We start from the raw sequence: 17,206 nt of genomic DNA on the forward strand, positions 1-17,206 counted from the left end.
GCTTTAACAAAAAAAATATCACATGCCATATAAAGTAATTTTATATGGCATTTTTAATTGAAAACAATTAGCCAATAACCTTCCCCAATTTCCTAGAAAGTAACATCTTGAGACCTAAATAGTCCGTAACATCTTCCATAATTGAGCGTGAATCAGACTCATTTTTTAGTATTTCATTTTTATAATCTTCTACTTTTCGATCTATTAGATGGCATCGTAAACTTAGAATGGTCTGACTTACTAATTGCGCTACAGCATCTGTCTTTTCCTTTGGGACAATCATATTTCGCTCCCAATCGTGGAGATTATAACGTTCATCTTCCATTAAAATAGTAGTTATTGTACTTGCAGAATCTTGATCGAGTTGATTGACAAAATTCTTAGTCGAAAAATTCTCATCTTGATTCAGTTTATCTATAATAGAATAATAAAGCGCCTTAAATTGTGGATTAGAAAACTGCATTTCGTCCTCTTGTAAATCTAAATATATCTTCTCAAAAACACGCGCTTCTTGCTTTGTAGGCTCTGAAAGCATCTCGCCAGAAGCTGCATCTTCTACTAACATTTCGTCATCAAATTGCTCTGTCTTATCTCCATAAAGCATTAAAATCTCTATAATTTTTCGCTCTAATTCAAATTGAACATCAACCTTTCTTTTCGTTTCTGGTTCATTCTTTACAACCTGAAAAGCTTGCTGGTCTGGTGGAGGATAATTTTGACTAGCACTTTGAGAATCTTTTTTATTAATCTGTGCTAATGTACTAAACAGTACATTTTCACTAATATCCATAATACGAGCACACTCTTGAATATAGATTTCGCGTTTTATCTGATCAGGAATTAAAGCAATACTATTTACAATTTCGCGTATTGTCTCTGCTTTTTTTATTGGATCATTATTTGCCTCCTTAACTAATAAAGATGCTTTAAACTGAATAAAATCTTTGGCATTCTCACTGAGATATTCTTTAAGTTCTTCTAGAGTATTTGATTTTGAAAAACTATCTGGATCTTCACCATCTGGAAACGTACATACCTTTACATTGACACCTTGCTCTAGAATTAAATCGATACCGCGTAGAGATGCTCTAACACCTGCAGCATCGCCATCAAAAAGTACTGTAATATTATTTGTTAATCTATTAATTAATCTAATTTGATCTGCAGATAAAGCAGTACCAGAGGATGAAACAACATTTGTAATTCCGGTTTGATGAAACTGAATCACATCTGTATATCCCTCTACCAAATAACAATTATCTTCTTTAGCAATACTTTGCTTAGCATAGTATAAGCCATAAAGCACTTTACTCTTATGATAAATCTCACTCTCTGGTGAGTTTAAATATTTAGCTGCTTTTTTATCGTTTGTTAAAATACGACCACCATAACCGAGAATTCGCCCACTCATACTATGAATAGGAAACATCACTCGACCTTTAAACCTATCGAAATGCTTCTCGCCTTTTACAATTGTAAGGCCTGTTGCTGCTAAAAACTCTATCTTATACCCTTTACTTAAAGCTTCATCTGAAAAGGCTTGCCATTCATCTAAAGAATAACCTAATTGAAATTTCTTAATTGTTTCTTCTGTGAATCCACGTTCCTTAAAATAACTTAATCCTATTGCTTTACCTTGGTTAGTATTATGCAGAACTTTCTGAAAATAAGTATTTGCATATTCACTTACTAAATACAAACTTTCTCTTACATCTTGTTGTGCCTTTTCTTCGTCTGTTCTTTCAGTTTCTTCAATTTCTATGTTATACTTTTTAGCTAAATATTTTATAGCTTCAGGATATGTAAAATGCTCGTGCTCCATTAAAAAGGTCACTGCATTACCACCTTTACCGCTGGAGAAATCTTTCCAGATTTGTTTCACAGGCGACACCATAAAACTCGGTGAACGTTCTTCACTAAAAGGACTTAAACCTTTAAAGCTACTTCCTGATTTTTTGAGTTGTACAAAATCACCAATTACCTCTTCTACGCGAGCGGTTTCAAATACTTGTGCTATGGAACTTTGTGAAATCAATATTTTGTAAATTAAATAGTCTGTAAATTTAAGAAGATAATTCGATAATTAAGGAAACTGCACCACCACAAATGTTAAACAATAAATAATTAGAATTAACAATAAGCTACGTTTTATTAAATTTACGATATGGACAAACCTTCAACAACCAATAAAGATGACTCTCTAACTTCCACAAAATCACGTAAATTCTACAACAAAAAGCGATATAGAATACCACTAATTGTTATTGTAAGTCTTATAGGACTAAGGCTCTATTTGCCATTTTATGTAAAGTCTGAAGTTAATAAAGTCTTAGCCGAACTTCCTGGGTATTATGGCAAAGTAGAAGGCATTGATATTTCCTTACTGCGTGGAGCATATGTTATTAAAGGTTTGTATCTCAATAAAGTTAACGCCAAAACGGAAGTCCCATTTTTAAATTTCCCTCAAACTGATATTTCAATAGAATGGAAATCATTGCTTAAGGGTGAAATAGTTAGTGAAATAATAATGAATAATCCAGAGGTTATTTATGTGATGGAAGACCAACAAACCGATGGAGAAACTCCAAACTCTAATGATTGGACAAAAGCATTAACCGATTTAGTGCCTATAGATCTAAACAACTTTGAAATTCATAACGGTAAAATTGCATTTGTAGAACTACAAGCGAACCCAAATATAGATTTACATTTTAACCAATTAGAGTTATATGCTAAAAACTTAAGAAATGTATCTTCTTATGATAGAACATTACCCTCACCTATACATGCAACAGCAACCTCAATTGGCAATGGTAATATAACCTTTAATGGTAATATCAACCTCATTAAAGAGGTACCAGACATGAATATTGAATTTGGTCTAAAAAAAGCAAGTGTAACATCTTTAAACCCTTTTACAAAACATTATGCTGGAATTGATTTTGAATCTGGAACATTTGAATTATTCAGTGAAATAGCTATTGCAGATGGTTATATGAAAGGTTACATGAAACCATTAGTTACTGACTCAAAACTTATAAGTAAAGAAGACAGCTTCCTTAGTGTTTTATGGGAAGGATTTGTGGGCTTCTTTAAATTTATATTAAAAAACCAGAGCACCGATACTTTAGCTACAAAAATCCCTATTGAAGGTAACCTTAATAATGTTGAAGCTGGTATTTTACCTGGTGTAATTAATATTTTTGAAAACGCCTGGATAAAAGCATTTAAAGGTGCTGTAGATGACGAGATTGAATATGAAGATGCTTTTAAAGAAAAAGACTAAACTAATACATCTAAAAAGCTCGTACAAACAAATAAAAAGCCCAAATCTATATTTAGACTTAGGCTTTTTAAAATTGATTGATTGATTGATTGATTGATTGATTGATTGATTGATAACTTATTTAGTCCATATCAAATCGAAGTCCGACTGAAATATTATTTTGATCTACAACTTGATTTTTAAACATTGGATTAAGGTCATATTTTACATACAATGCAACTTCTCCTAAAGCAACATAACCGCTTAATCCATATACTAAATCACTTACTTCAAACTGATCACGTTGTTTATCTTTTTCACGTTCTCCATCTTCTTTGTATTTAATTTTTTGAACACTCCCAATATTTATACCAGCATAACCACCCAAACCTATTTTTAGTTTTTTATGTGTTGAATATCTAAAATAATCCTCTTTCTCAATCTTTTTAGAAGGTCCAAATTCTATGTGCATAGGAAAAACCAAGTTTGTCGTTCTAAATTTAATTTTACTTGCATCTAACGGGAATTCTTGTAATGAAATATCTCCATTTGTATTTACCAAGTAGTTATTATCTTTAAGTTTCAATTTATTCCACTGAAACGAGAAACCGTATTTTAATCTCCAAAAATTAGTATTCTCAAAAATTCTTGTTTTCCATGCATAACCTAATTCTATAAATCCGGAGCCTCCCAATTTATATGGTGAATCGTCTAAGTTTTGTCCATCGATTAAAGTATTATTAAAACCAAAAGCAAATACAAGGTCGGAAGATGTTCTTAAATCATATTTTCGAGGTTTGTCTTTTGATGAATCGCCTAGATATAAAAATTTATCATGCTCACTAGAGTCTCCACCAATTCTAAATGTAAAACCAACATCATCATCTTTACTATACTGGTCAGAATTGTATGCATTTCGTTTTATTAATTCTATTTGCTTATCTATAATAACGGTTCTATTTTCAATATTAAGAACTGCTGTTTTAGCCGCTTCTTTCTTTAAGTTTTCAGCTTCAGCTGCTGTTATCTCGTCAGCATCTAGTCTATCATTTATTTTTTGAATCTTTAATTTTAAAATTGACTTTTCATTCTCTTCAATTTTAGATTTTTCTTCTTCGAGTTTAACGATTTTAGAATCTATCTTCTCTTTCTGAATAGAATCTACCTCTTGGGTTTGCGCTTGCAAGTTAGATAGTGTAATGCTTAAAACTAAGCCTACTAATAATTTTGTAATTGTACTCATGACTGTTCGTTTTTTGATTATTGATAATTTTGATTTGATGATATTCTAATTAATTCTATTGATTTAGTTATTACGTTGTACTACAGCTGTTTTTACGGTTTCGTAGCTATCTTTTAAAGCTTCAAAAACTTTTGTTCTAAAGGATTGTCCCATTTCGTTCTCTACACTTTCTAACAATTGCGTCGCATCTGCCATCGATGATGATTCTTCCTTTAAATCTTCTTTAAACAACTCCTTACTCGCTAATTTCAGTAAAGAATCTATTTCTCTATCTGTTACTGAAGCATTTTCAGATTTTAAAGAATTCATAGCTTCTGCAACGGCATTTTTTATAATTTCCTCATCTATTTCTGGTTGCAACTTATTGTTTACACCTTCGTTTAAAGTATTTACATTAATTTTTTTCGCCGTACTATTTACCCCAGCAAACTGCGTTTTTGGCTCAGAACTATTAGTTACTTCTTTTTTACGATTAATACGTTTTGAGTCTTCTACCGTTGGAAGCATTTCTTCCTTTTCTTCTGCTTCAACCTCTTCATTTACTAACTTAATAGTTTCATTATTTTTAAGCTGAATTTTCCCTTTATTTAATTCTTCTTTTATAACATCTTCTTTTACTATTTGAGGTAGAATTTCTTCAGAATCATTGTTATTAAAAAACTGAATTGATACTGCCATCATTACTAATAATCCTGCGGCAATACTCAAATACCAAAAGATTGGTTTTTTAGATTTCTTTTCGTTCTCATCTAATCGGTCTGATAATTTTGACCAAGCTTCTGATGAAGGTGACAAAGTTCGTTTCTCGAGTTTGTCCTTTATTTTTTCTTCAAATTTAATTGGAGCCATAACTGTTGTTATTTAATTCTTTAACTTTTTTCTGAAGCATTTTTCGTGCTTTAAATAATTGCGATTTTGATGTACCTTCAGAAATTTTTAATAGTTCTGCAATCTCTTGATGTTTGTAACCTTCTATCGCATACATTACAAATACCATCCTATATCCTTCTGGCAAACTATCTATGATTAATTGTATTTCTGCTACTTCGATATTAGAATTTATATTATTTGAAGAATCGTGTTCTAAATAATCATCTTCTACAGCAAACTCAATTTTCTTTTGTTGCCTTAAATACGAAATAGCTTCTCTCACCATTATTCGTCTCATCCACCCTTCAAAACTTCCTTCATTTTTAAATGATTTTAAATATTTAAAGACCTTAAAAAAACCATTTAACATTACTTCTTCTGCCTGATGAACATCCTTAATATAGTATCTACAAACGCTTAACATTTTTGGTGCGTGCAACTCATACAATACATGTTGTGCTTCACGATTTTGTTTCGCAGCTCTCTCAATGAGTTTTGTTTCGTTCTTATGAAGTTGTATAACTTTCATTCTCTAATTTAAGTTCTGATTGTTTTCAGACGGCTTTCTATTTATAAAGACGCAATATTTTAGCATTAGGTTGCTTGGAAAGTAAAAAATAATTCAAAAAATATATAAAAACTTAAAAATCAGTATATTAAAAATAAATTTATTTTATATTTATAATAGACTATAATAATGCAAAGTCATTTTCATCGTAATTTATTCTTGTTTTTAGACTCCCAATCACCAATCCATCGGTTAGAACTAACACGTTTCATTTTTGGTGCACCCTTAGAAAACATCATTTTAATATATCCTAATATACCTAGGGTTAACATAAAAACAAAAAAGCCCAACATTAACGTAACCCATACTGGCACCTCATTGCCATAAAAAATTCCATAAATGAGTAACGCATTAAAACCTATCATTAAAAAAGGTATAAAGAAGTTAAACCCAATTTTTGCAATTAGATTTTTATACCCTTCCATTTCGTATCCAAATGAATACATAATGATACCAATAAAAAGGAATGTAAAAATGAAAGAAAAAATAAACGCTCCAACAACTTTCATTATCAATGTAAAGCCAAGTGTAATTACAGAACCTGTTTCTGCATTATAATTCACCTTATATTCATCTCCTACTGTTACATCTGAAGTAGAAAAATCTAATTCTCTCTCAATAGTTTCTCCTGTATCTGTAGTAAATCTTACCGTAGGTGTATCCATTGTATATGAGGACCCATCATCAGAATCATAATGCGTCTCAGTAGTATAACTAATTACAACAGCATTGTATTTTTCTCCAGACGTTAGGACTGAATAAACCTCTTTACTTATAGTATAAGCAAAAAACAATGAGAAGATAGTAAAGAGATTAATACAAAAAATTATTAAACCCATATAACCATAGGTCATACAACCAGCCTTTCCTAGTCGTTTTACAAAAAAATAAACCATTAGAATGGTTATTGCTAAAAATGACAAAGAATACGCAGAATCTATTTGCATTATTTATTATTTAGGATTTTAACTTATCAATGCATTTAAACTTATAATAGAAATTATTTTTTTCTATCTATTACGTAGTCAACCATAAGTTTTAAAGATGCCTTATATGGTGTATCTGGATAAGTAGCCAAAAGTATTAAGGCTTCTTCTTGAAATGCTTTCATTCTTGAAACCGCATAATCAAGTCCGCCTTTATCTTTTACAAACGCAATCACTTCTTTTACTCGTTTTCTATCCTTGTTATGATTTTTAACCGAATTAATAAGCCAAGATTTTTCCTTTTTGGTGCAATTGTTTAATACATATATTAACGGTAAAGTCATTTTTTGCTCCTTAATATCTATACCTGTAGGTTTACCTATGGCTTCTTTACCATAATCGAATAAATCATCTTTAATCTGAAAAGCCATCCCAATTAGTTCACCAAACTTTCGCATCTCTTCTACTGCTGGTGTATTTGGTTTAACAGATGCAGCACCCAAACTACAGCATGCCGCAATAAGTGTGGCTGTTTTTTGCCTGATAATTTCGTAATAGATAGCTTCTGTAATATCTAATTGTCTCGCTTTTTCTATTTGAAGCAGTTCGCCTTCACTCATTTCTCGTACTGCGACTGAAATAATTTTTAGTAAATCGAAATCATTATTATCTATGGAAAGTAAGAGTCCTTTGGATAGCAAAAAATCACCAATTAGTACAGCTATTTTATTTTTCCAAAGTGCATTAATAGAAAAGAACCCTCTTCTTCTGTTACTATCATCCACAACATCATCGTGCACTAAGGTTGCTGTATGTATTAATTCTATAACAGATGCACCTCTATAAGTACGCTCACTAACCTCTCCATTATTCATCATTTTTGCTACTAGAAATACAAACATAGGTCGCATTTGCTTCCCTTTTCTGTTAACAATATAATGAGTGATTCTATTAAGGAGTGCAACCTTACTTGCCATAGAGAGTTGAAACTTTTGTTCAAAAAGATCCATCTCGTAAGCAATAGGTTGTTTTATTTGTTCTGTTATTTTCATTATTTGTTTTAGCGATGTAAAATTACAAATTCTATTAGCTTTTTATCCCTTAAAATTGAATTATAGTATTTTAACATTTTCGGCTCAGAAATATTTGTAACTTTAGGCAATTAAACCAAAAAACAAAACACATGAAAAAAATTACTTTACTAATGTTAACTCTATGCGTTAGCTTTTTAAGCTATGCACAATTTCCGGAAAGCTTTGATGGAGGAGCTACAATTCCTGCTGGATGGGCTGTATACGACAATGGAATAGGCACAACATATTCTTGGGCTGTAGATGACACTAATGATTATGCCTCTGTAAGATGGTCTGATGGTGTTGCTGCTGGGCTATTAGCACAAGATTGGATAGTTACACCTCAGGTAGCTATTACTGCAATGACAAATCAATTATCTTTTGATATGACGGATTTTAACGTACCAGATTATAACTCTGAAGTTACCGTTAGAGTTTCAACTGATGCTAGCCAAACTAATATGTCAGCATTTACAACCGTTTTAACAATTGATGAGCTAGATACAAATGGAGGAGCTTTTCTTCCTTGGATAGTAGATATGAGTGCTTATATTGGTAGTTCTGTATATGTTGCATTTGTTATGGAAAATAATGATGGTGATGCTTGGGGACTTGATAACGTAAATTTCTCAGAATTACCTTCTTGTTTAGAGCCTGTAGTCACTTTTGATGATTATTCATCAACTACTGCTGATATTTCTATGACAACAGCTAACGATTATGATGTTGAATGGGGAGTTTATCCTTACACTCAAGGTGGAGGCGGAAGTACCGCAACTGTTACTGCTGGTGACACTTACCAATTAACAGGATTAACCTCTGGAGTTAGTTACAACGTTTTTGTAAGACAAAACTGTGGTGGCGGAGATTACTCGGATTATGTAGAAGTTTTAGTAGGAACAAGCCCATCCAATTTGAATTCATTCCCATATAGTGAAGATTTAGAGCCTGATGCTGACCAAGCATTATTATTAAATTTTGGAATATCTTTTGCTGGAAGCGGATCCTGGAGTTTTAATTTAGACGACAATACAGATGGAGATATAACAAACGACTATGCATATGATGGTGCAGCGTCGATGTTTTCAAACAACACATCAACAACTACAGATGCTGATGCTAGAATATATATAGGTCCATTTAGTCTTACTACATTAAATGAATATACTTTCTCATTTTTTCAAAGAAATGTAGACGTAGCCTCTGGAACTAGACCAAATAAAGATATTGACATTACAGTATCAACCTCTAATGATGGTATGAATGACACTGTGTTAATGGCATTAGATGATTTAGATAATACTACTCATGTAGAGCGTATTGTAACTTTTACGCCAACAGCTGACGGTGATTATTATTTTGGTATTCATGATAGATCTAGTTTCCTTGCAACTGCTACAGCAGGTAATGCAGTATTTGCAGATGCATTTAGTGTTACAAGTCAAGCATTAAGCGTTGATGAATTTGACCAAAATGCATTCACATACAATTATGACAAAAATGTAAAAAGTCTTAATCTAGAGTCTTATAATACATCAATTACTAGTGTAGATATTTATTCTCTATTAGGTCAAAAAGTAATATCTAAGCCGTTAAATAACACCACTGAATCTATTAATCTTACATCTTTAAATGATGGAGTATATTTAGCTAAAGTGAATATTAATGGTATTTTTAAAACTATTAAATTTATTAAAAATTAATAGTTTTTATCAAATAAAAAAAGCGGCAATTGCCGCTTTTTTTTATGCCTAAACTTTAGATTAATAACCAGCAAACTTAAAGTTAAGCATCTGCTGCACATATTTATATAATTGTGGAAACTGAGAATTAAACTCATCTGGTGTTTCGATAAAATTTTCTAGCAATACAGCAAAAAATTCAAAATGATTGGTATAAGCATATTCTCTAAAATATCTTGATGCTATTAAATCTTGCCTTACGACCTCATTATTCTGTAAAAACGTCGTTAGTTTCTTAAACCCTTGGTTAAAAATATAACTACTAATATCATTATTCGTAGTTGCATTTAAATGAATAGCGTGGCCAAATTCATGTATTCCAAGATTAAGATTATCATTTCCTATTTCGTATCCATGTAAAAAGTCTTCCCAAGAAAATACAATAGCATTTAAACGCGGATTCGTTTCTCCCTTATGATATGCCTGGTTAATTTCAGAATAATAAGAACTAGGATATATTATAACCCTACTTATTAAGTCTATTGAATGTTTTTTAAAACCAAAAGTGAGCATGGTAGCAGTTGCAGCGATTAAGACCTTCATATGGTCAGTTACCACCAATTCTTGTTTTCCCACAAATTCATTATTATTGATAAAGACTTCTACTCTATGCTCAAAATAGATTTGATGCTTTTCCGATAATTTATTATAAAATGAATGTTCTCTTTGTAAAATTGAACGGTGACTAGGCGATAATTCTTTTTTATACAAATAGAAATGATTCAACATTGGTTTATTATGCCTATTTGCATACGAAACCTGCACCAAATTATACAATCTATAAAAAATAAAAATCACTATTAAAGCGATTAATACTGGAACAAAATAAAAGGTTAGTATTTCCGATTCCCTTATTTCTTGCTCAGATTTTAATAGCATGCAGTAATCATTTAATATTATTTGTACTTTAAAGGTTAATCTATTCAACCTAGCACTGTTGAAATATATTTAAAATTTGATTCAAACAAAACCAAAACCAATTATATATTATCACATTCTATTTCTTCTGGTTGTATTGAATATCTAAATATTTAAGAAATGGACATTTATTCATTTTTTTACTTTAAGCCCTTTTCTACCTTATGATAATACAAACTTTAGATTCATTTAATCATAATCATTACATTTACTGCAGATTTCTAAATTCATATAAAAATCTCATTCTATTTATATTAAAACATACACTATGAAAGTACGCGAACAGTTTATAATAATATCTATAACCGTAGTTTTAGCAATTATTGGTATTGCTGTCTTTTGGCAACCAATTTTATGGGCATTTTTACTAGTTGGACCTCTTGTAATAATGGGCATTTTTGATATTATGCAAACATCGCATACCATAAGAAGAAACTTTCCATTATTAGGAAGATTTAGATATATACTAGAATCTATTAGACCGGAAATAATGCAATACTTTGTTGAGACTGACACTCAAGGAAGACCTTTAAATAGAATTTTAAGATCTTTAATTTACCGCAGAGCAAAAGGCGAAAATGACACCGAACCGTTTGGAACACAAATGGATCTTTACCATTCTGGCTACGAATGGCTAGAACATTCTATGTATGCTAAACACAATCCTAAAGATATTGGAGAGTTTCCACGTTTAATTATTGGAGGTAAAGATTGTAAACAACCTTATTCTTCTAGTTTATTAAATATTTCTGCTATGAGTTTTGGCTCACTGAGTAAAAATGCTGTTCTAGCCTTAAACAAAGGTGCTAAAACAGGTAATTTTGCTCATAATACTGGTGAAGGAGGAATTAGTAGTTACCATTTAGAAAATGGAGGTGATTTAATATGGCAAGTAGGAACTGGTTACTTTGGCTGTAGAAAAGATGATGGTACATTTAACGAAGTTACTTTTAGAGAAAACGCTACTAGACCAGAAGTTAAGATGATTGAAATTAAATTATCTCAAGGTGCAAAACCTGGACATGGCGGTATTTTACCTGCTTCTAAAAACACAGAAGAAATTGCAAAAATAAGACACGTACAACCTGGTATCGCAGTACACTCGCCTCCTTCTCATTCTGCTTTTTCTGACCCAATTCAGTTTATGTACTTTATTAAAAAGCTTAGAGAACTTTCTGACGGAAAACCAATCGGTTTCAAATTATGTTTAGGTAGAAAGCAGGAGTTTATGGATTTTTGTGAAGCCATGATATACACTGGTATTCAACCAGATTTTATCACTGTAGATGGTGGTGAAGGCGGAACAGGAGCAGCACCTGTTGAGTTTTCAAACTCTATGGGAATGCCATTGCGCGAGGGCTTAATTTTTGTACATGACACTTTAGTTGGTTTCAACCTAAGAAAAGACATCAAGGTCATTGTTGCGGGTAAAATAATTACCGGATTCCACATGGCTAGAGCAATAGCCTTAGGTGCGGATGGCTGTAACAGTGCGCGTGCCATGATGCTCTCAATTGGCTGTATTCAGGCATTACAATGTAATACTAACACTTGTCCCGTTGGTGTTGCAACCCAAAACGCATCATTAGTTAAAGGATTAGTTGTAGAAGATAAAGCACCAAGAGCAAAACGCTATCACGAAGCAACAATACATAGCTTCTTAGAATTAGTTGCTGCAGCTGGTCTTAATAGTCCAAGTGAACTTACAAGAGACCATATTAGTAAAAGAGTTGGACTTTATAATGTAAAAACATATCATGATATTTATCCTCCCATGAAGGAAGGTTCATTATTAAATATCGATACAATACCTGATGATTATAAGAAATTTTTTCAATTAACACGTATGATGAAATAGTATAAATACGAAGTGATTCTACTTTAGCTTTTTTATTTTTTTTTGCAATACTTTATTGAATAATATAAAACGCGTATTAAGTTAAGCATCGCCATTCTAATCGTATCTTTGTACTGAACTTTAAAATCATAAATCGTATTTTAAATTTTATATCTAAACACGCCAAAGAGTTATTAGAATTCTTTAAAAGTACAAGTTTCTCAAAAGCTGTATTAATTGGTATTGCCGTTACTGTGCCTATTGTTTTAGGAATTGCAACCAATCATCTAGAAATAGGCCTTGCATTATGTTTTGGTGCCTTTTGGTGTTCACCAAGTGATATCAGCGGAAACTTAAGACACAAGCAAATAGGCATTTTGTTTTCATCAGTCTTAGTCATTATAATTAGCTTTATTGGAGGTTATCTCAATATTCCAAATTTCTTCCTCTTCCCAATTTTAGGCTTCTTAACTTTTTGTATCGCTTTTATTTCAATTTATGGATTTAGAGCTTCATTAATTAGCTTTTCTGGCTTACTAGCTTTAGTCTTAAGTTTTGCTCACACTTTAGAAAGTCTTGAAGTATACCAGTACGCCATATTGATTGGTGTTGGTGGACTCTGGTATTTAGTTCTATCCACGTTATGGTTTTATATTAACCCAAAAGCGCAAACGGAAGAAACACTTGCTGCTATTTTTTTACGGACTGCCGATTTTTTAGATACAAGAAGAGAACTTATTGGAGAGCAACCTAATAGAGATAAACTTCAAATAGAACTTTTAAATCTTCAAGCTGAATTAACCGAACATCATGAAACATTGCGAGAGATACTCATTCTATCTCGTAAAAGTTCAGGGAAATCTAATTACCAAAGTAGACGATTATTAGTATTTGCACAATTAATAGAAATATTAGAAACTGCGATTGCAAATCCTGTAAACTACAATAAAATGGATGATTTGTTTGAAGAACATCCTGAGTTTAAAGCTGATTTTCAGAATTTAATTTCAGAGTTATCAAATCAACTACGTTCCATTGGTGAAAACTTAAACAAATCACACCAATTCACCTCTAACAAAATACTTTCCTTAGCATTTAAAACGATTGAGAAAGACATTTTAAAATTTAAAAATGAAAATAATCTTGAAGATTATGAACGCTATTTAATGCTGCACAACTTATTAGATTATCAAAAAGACCAGTTTGAAAAACTTAAAAAGATAAAATGGTTATTAGGAAATCCGGAACTATCTTCAGACGACTACATAAAAAACGACAAACTGAAAAGATTTATAGAATCTAGAGATTACAACCCAAAATTAATACTTAGAAACCTGAGTATTAGGTCTACTATTTTTAAACATTCTTTAAGATTAGCTATTGCTGTAATGTTTGGATATGCCTTTGGACTGTTCTTCGATTTTCAGAATCCATATTGGATTATACTTACGATAATAGTAATAATGAGGCCAAGTTATGGACTTACAAAAGAACGTTCTAAAAACCGTATTATAGGCACACTTATTGGAGCGGCATTAGCAACTGGTTTAGTCTTTATTATAACCAACCCTTACATCTATGGTGCTTTAGGTGTATTATCTATAGTTATCGCTTTTTCAATGGTACAGAAAAACTACAAAGCCTCTGCTACCTTTATTACTTTAAGTGTTATTTTTATATACGCCATTCTAGAACCTAACATTCTAAAGGTTATTCAATTTAGAGTTTTAGATACTGTAATAGGTGCCTTAATTTCATATGCTGCAATGCGATGGCTTTTACCTGCTTGGTCTTACACTGAAATTGGCGACCACATAAAAGATAGCTTAAAAGCGAATGCTGTATTTTTTAAATCCATTACTAACTTTTACCAAAAAAAAGGTCCTATACCTACAAGTTTAAAAATTAATAGAAAGGAAGCATTTTTACAAATGTCTAATTTAAGTTCTGCATTTCAGCGTATGGCACAAGAGCCAGAATCTAAACAAAATCATATTGACGATATTTACCAACTTGTAGTTATAAACCATAGTTTCTTAGCCTCTTTAGCGTCATTGAGTGCGTATGCCCAAAACAATAAGACATCTGAGGCATCGGCAGATTTTAGCTTAATAGCCGAAAGGATTAATAAGAATTTAGACAAAGCATGTGATCTGTTAACAATTATTAGTTTTAAAGATTCTGAAACCAATAATTCAACTTTTAAACCAGAACCGTTTAAATTCCCTGCTAATCTTATAACTAATGATAGTATTTTAGAATCAAATAACGAGAGAACTCACAAAGAAGCGCACTTAGTTTGGGAACAATTATATTGGCTGTATAGTTTGAGTGAAAAGATGATAAAGCTAACCTCTAAGTTTAAAGCCAATTAACAATTTCTCCAATTACTTTTAAGACTAAAAAACAGGTTAAAAAAGCTTCTTTCAAATATAATTTTGAAAGAAGCTTTTTTATGATTAACTGACAGCGACAGTTAACTCTTTTTGCTTTTCTACTGTCTTTACATCTTCTTTAGGTGTCAAAACTTCATTTAAAAATTTGTGCCATTCTTCTGCAACTACCAGCTCATCATTTAAAATCATTTCATCATAGTTAAAGAACTCAATACTGATAACCCTATTATGGTTGTTATTAAAAAAGGCCAAGCCTATTTTTTCAATGACATCATAATGTTTCGATTTATCCTTAACACGTTTAGTTTCTTTTATTGGTTTACAAAAACTAACAGACTTTAAATCTACAACCTTAGCACAAGCGTCTGACTTATTTTTTCTGTAAAAAAATAGTTTTTGATTTGTAGTATCTACACCAATTGCGAAGTTACCATGTACTTCAACTTTATGAAATTTACAATTGTTTTGCGTTGCTTCCGCCTCAAGCGCTTTACGTAATTCCGCTACTTTTTTCTTGTTTCCACCTAGAAATAATGCAAAAGGCATTATTACAATAGCAATGATAATAGCTTGGATAATAATTAATCCTATACTCATAATATTTGTTTTTGATAAAATTTAAAATGTAATAATTGATATGGTATAGCTTACCATATTACAACATCACTAACTGCGATGTTTTACATCCATTTTACCAAAAAGAGTGAAAAGGAAAAAGGATTTCCTTTAAATAAAAGTGATTAAAACTATTGTGCTCTGCCCTGACAAACTGAGATTTTTGTAATGCAGTAAAACAATTACTTAGACAGAGAATCGCAACATTATTCAATGTATTTTCTTCAGACTGAGAAGGCTCTCTATCTACATTAGATACTACACTAAAATCTTTTGTTTGCAAGTCAAAGAAAAGACGATGTGAAGTTTCAATACTATAGACTTCATCTGAAGTTTCTATGCTGACTGAATGTTCTAAATCACTATTTAATAACTGAGAATCGCAAGCGTGAACAGAATTGCCCAAGCCTACTAAAATCAATATAATATTAAAAAGTGTTTTTAACATTTCTACTCTAATTAAGAATACAAAGTAAATTTATAATTTTGAAATAATTTGTGAGTTAAATGCTAAATGAATGTTAAAAATATAACATTAGGTCCTTTATCAGTTAGCTAACTTTTATAGGCTTGTAAATTTTACTTATATTCTATTTCATCATATTATTTTATCCAAATCAAAATTAAATGAAAACCAATAAAACGTTTAATATAATACTGATTCTGATTCTATTTACCGGAATCGCATTGTTTTTTCTAAGTTTAAAATCTAATAGAATAAAACAAAATGATGGTATAATTGAATCAGAAACCTTCCATAATTACAATATCAAAAACACGTATAAGCTTCCAAAAATTCTTAATGAAGTCAGTGGTATTGTATGGCTAACTTATAATACTTTCGCATGTATACAAGATGAGGATGGCTCTATTTTTATTTACAACACTGAAAACAGTAGAATAACTAGTGAAATCAAATTTGCTAGTAAAGGCGATTATGAAGCTATTGCAATTAATAATGAAGACGCTTACGTATTACGTAGTGATGGTTTAATTTATGAAATAAAACAATACCTCTCAGACCACCCTAAAATATTTAAAATAGTAACGCCTTTCAAATCACACAACAATATGGAGAGCCTAACTTACGACAAGCAAAAAAACCAATTACTCATTACTCCTAAAGAATACGATTTAGGTAAAAAACATATAAAAAGTATTTATAAAATTCCATTACTCACTAAACAAATGGATTCTATTCCTATTGTAAAAATTGATTTGAAAGCAGATATATTAAAAGATTTTAAGGAGAAAAAGATACATGAAACTTTATGTCCATCTGATATTGCAATTCACCCAAAAACTAAAGACATTTATGTATTAGAAGGTAGAAATCCAAAGCTTCTTATTTTAAATAGAGAAGGTAATATTCTTAATGCTTTTGAATTAGACAAACACAAATTCGCCCAACCAGAAGGTATTACTTTTAGTGATGATGGACGCCTATTTATTTCTAATGAAGCCAATGATGATAGTGCAAATATTTTAGAAGTAGAGTTAAAATAGCTTTACACGATTGCTGCGCATCCTCTAAAACTCCGCTTTGAAAATAGTTTCAACAAAAAAACGCTCAAGCAAGCTTGGCGTTTTTTCTTTTGAAACTATTTATTCGTGACCTCGAAGGGACAGAGTTCAAACTTTTTGAAGGAAGATATTGACTTAATTATCTCAAAATCAATATAAATCAAAACTCACCCTTATTACTTCGAACCCAAGAGTTTATTAGAATTGTTAATTTTGATTTTATTTTTGT

At 31.2% G+C, this 17,206-nt stretch carries 14 protein-coding genes; 5 read left to right on the plus strand and 9 right to left on the minus strand.

What is annotated here, in order from left to right; translation table 11 throughout:
* Window positions 1-67: 67 nt before the first annotated feature.
* Entirely contained in the window at window positions 68-2,035 is a 1,968-nt protein-coding gene (dnaG, locus tag Q0807_RS00315) for a DNA primase (protein ID WP_299105028.1), read from the minus strand.
* A gap of 129 nt (window positions 2,036-2,164) precedes the next feature.
* Here dnaG and Q0807_RS00320 point away from each other — a divergent pair, with 129 nt between their 5' ends.
* On the plus strand, window positions 2,165-3,286 hold the full coding sequence (locus tag Q0807_RS00320) for a DUF748 domain-containing protein (RefSeq protein ID WP_299105030.1): 1,122 nt from the start codon (window positions 2,165-2,167) through the stop codon (window positions 3,284-3,286).
* Window positions 3,287-3,407: 121 nt separating this feature from the next.
* On the opposite strand, the gene Q0807_RS00325 is transcribed toward Q0807_RS00320, so the two are convergent.
* The 5 genes from Q0807_RS00325 to Q0807_RS00345 form a co-directional block, all read right to left on the minus strand.
* On the minus strand, window positions 3,408-4,508 hold the full coding sequence (locus Q0807_RS00325; protein ID WP_299105032.1) for a hypothetical protein: 1,101 nt from the start codon (window positions 4,506-4,508) through the stop codon (window positions 3,408-3,410).
* Window positions 4,509-4,571: 63 nt separating this feature from the next.
* Entirely contained in the window at window positions 4,572-5,357 is a 786-nt protein-coding gene (locus Q0807_RS00330; RefSeq protein WP_299105036.1) for a hypothetical protein, read from the minus strand.
* Complete coding sequence (locus Q0807_RS00335; RefSeq protein WP_299105038.1) at window positions 5,344-5,907, minus strand: RNA polymerase sigma factor; 564 nt, start codon at window positions 5,905-5,907, stop codon at window positions 5,344-5,346. Before Q0807_RS00335 ends, Q0807_RS00330 begins: the two co-directional genes overlap by 14 nt.
* Window positions 5,908-6,089: 182 nt before the next feature.
* The gene (locus Q0807_RS00340) at window positions 6,090-6,893 is read right to left on the minus strand and encodes a DUF3592 domain-containing protein (RefSeq protein ID WP_299105041.1); all 804 of its coding nucleotides are present in this window, start codon (window positions 6,891-6,893) and stop codon (window positions 6,090-6,092) included.
* A 53-nt stretch (window positions 6,894-6,946) separates the two neighbouring features.
* Entirely contained in the window at window positions 6,947-7,924 is a 978-nt protein-coding gene (locus Q0807_RS00345) for a polyprenyl synthetase family protein (protein ID WP_299105044.1), read from the minus strand.
* A gap of 131 nt (window positions 7,925-8,055) precedes the next feature.
* Here Q0807_RS00345 and Q0807_RS00350 point away from each other — a divergent pair, with 131 nt between their 5' ends.
* Window positions 8,056-9,648, plus strand: coding sequence for a choice-of-anchor J domain-containing protein (locus tag Q0807_RS00350; RefSeq protein WP_299105047.1), 1,593 nt, complete (start codon window positions 8,056-8,058; stop codon window positions 9,646-9,648).
* A gap of 60 nt (window positions 9,649-9,708) precedes the next feature.
* Here Q0807_RS00350 and Q0807_RS00355 read toward each other — a convergent pair whose 3' ends face one another.
* Window positions 9,709-10,416 (minus strand): zinc-dependent peptidase, encoded by a 708-nt coding sequence (locus Q0807_RS00355; protein WP_299105053.1) that lies wholly within the window; start codon window positions 10,414-10,416, stop codon window positions 9,709-9,711.
* A 457-nt stretch (window positions 10,417-10,873) separates the two neighbouring features.
* Between Q0807_RS00355 and Q0807_RS00360 the strand changes: the two genes are divergently transcribed.
* Together Q0807_RS00360 and Q0807_RS00365 are read left to right on the plus strand one after the other, a co-directional pair.
* Window positions 10,874-12,463, plus strand: coding sequence for an FMN-binding glutamate synthase family protein (locus tag Q0807_RS00360; protein ID WP_299105056.1), 1,590 nt, complete (start codon window positions 10,874-10,876; stop codon window positions 12,461-12,463).
* Window positions 12,464-12,696: 233 nt separating this feature from the next.
* On the plus strand, window positions 12,697-14,817 hold the full coding sequence (locus Q0807_RS00365; RefSeq protein ID WP_299105058.1) for an FUSC family membrane protein: 2,121 nt from the start codon (window positions 12,697-12,699) through the stop codon (window positions 14,815-14,817).
* Window positions 14,818-14,901: 84 nt separating this feature from the next.
* Here Q0807_RS00365 and Q0807_RS00370 read toward each other — a convergent pair whose 3' ends face one another.
* Both Q0807_RS00370 and Q0807_RS00375 read right to left on the minus strand, forming a co-directional pair.
* Window positions 14,902-15,435: a hypothetical protein gene (locus Q0807_RS00370; RefSeq protein WP_299105061.1), complete on the minus strand. Its 534-nt coding sequence runs from the start codon at window positions 15,433-15,435 to the stop codon at window positions 14,902-14,904.
* 94 nt (window positions 15,436-15,529) lie between these two features.
* Window positions 15,530-15,901, minus strand: coding sequence for a hypothetical protein (locus Q0807_RS00375; protein ID WP_299105063.1), 372 nt, complete (start codon window positions 15,899-15,901; stop codon window positions 15,530-15,532).
* 179 nt (window positions 15,902-16,080) lie between these two features.
* Here Q0807_RS00375 and Q0807_RS00380 point away from each other — a divergent pair, with 179 nt between their 5' ends.
* Complete coding sequence (locus Q0807_RS00380) at window positions 16,081-16,959, plus strand: SdiA-regulated domain-containing protein (RefSeq protein ID WP_299105066.1); 879 nt, start codon at window positions 16,081-16,083, stop codon at window positions 16,957-16,959.
* Window positions 16,960-17,206: the final 247 nt, after the last annotated feature.

It is taken from the genome of uncultured Winogradskyella sp., assembly GCF_947495255.1.
In the GTDB taxonomy this organism is placed as follows: Bacteria; Bacteroidota; Bacteroidia; order Flavobacteriales; family Flavobacteriaceae; genus Winogradskyella.

Bases quoted from the DNA above. Each gene is read 5' to 3' on its own strand.
- Q0807_RS00380 (WP_299105066.1), top strand. From the start codon at position 16,081: ATGAAAACCAATAAAACGTTTAATATAATACTGATTCTGATTCTATTT.
- Q0807_RS00350 (WP_299105047.1), top strand. From the start codon at position 8,056: ATGAAAAAAATTACTTTACTAATGTTAACTCTATGCGTTAGCTTTTTA.
- Q0807_RS00360 (WP_299105056.1), top strand. From the start codon at position 10,874: ATGAAAGTACGCGAACAGTTTATAATAATATCTATAACCGTAGTTTTA.
- Q0807_RS00355 (WP_299105053.1), bottom strand. From the start codon at position 10,416: ATGTTGAATCATTTCTATTTGTATAAAAAAGAATTATCGCCTAGTCAC.
- Q0807_RS00375 (WP_299105063.1), bottom strand. From the start codon at position 15,901: ATGTTAAAAACACTTTTTAATATTATATTGATTTTAGTAGGCTTGGGC.
- Q0807_RS00340 (WP_299105041.1), bottom strand. From the start codon at position 6,893: ATGCAAATAGATTCTGCGTATTCTTTGTCATTTTTAGCAATAACCATT.
- Q0807_RS00325 (WP_299105032.1), bottom strand. From the start codon at position 4,508: ATGAGTACAATTACAAAATTATTAGTAGGCTTAGTTTTAAGCATTACA.
- Q0807_RS00330 (WP_299105036.1), bottom strand. From the start codon at position 5,357: ATGGCTCCAATTAAATTTGAAGAAAAAATAAAGGACAAACTCGAGAAA.
- Q0807_RS00370 (WP_299105061.1), bottom strand. From the start codon at position 15,435: ATGAGTATAGGATTAATTATTATCCAAGCTATTATCATTGCTATTGTA.
- Q0807_RS00345 (WP_299105044.1), bottom strand. From the start codon at position 7,924: ATGAAAATAACAGAACAAATAAAACAACCTATTGCTTACGAGATGGAT.
- Q0807_RS00335 (WP_299105038.1), bottom strand. From the start codon at position 5,907: ATGAAAGTTATACAACTTCATAAGAACGAAACAAAACTCATTGAGAGA.
- Q0807_RS00320 (WP_299105030.1), top strand. From the start codon at position 2,165: ATGGACAAACCTTCAACAACCAATAAAGATGACTCTCTAACTTCCACA.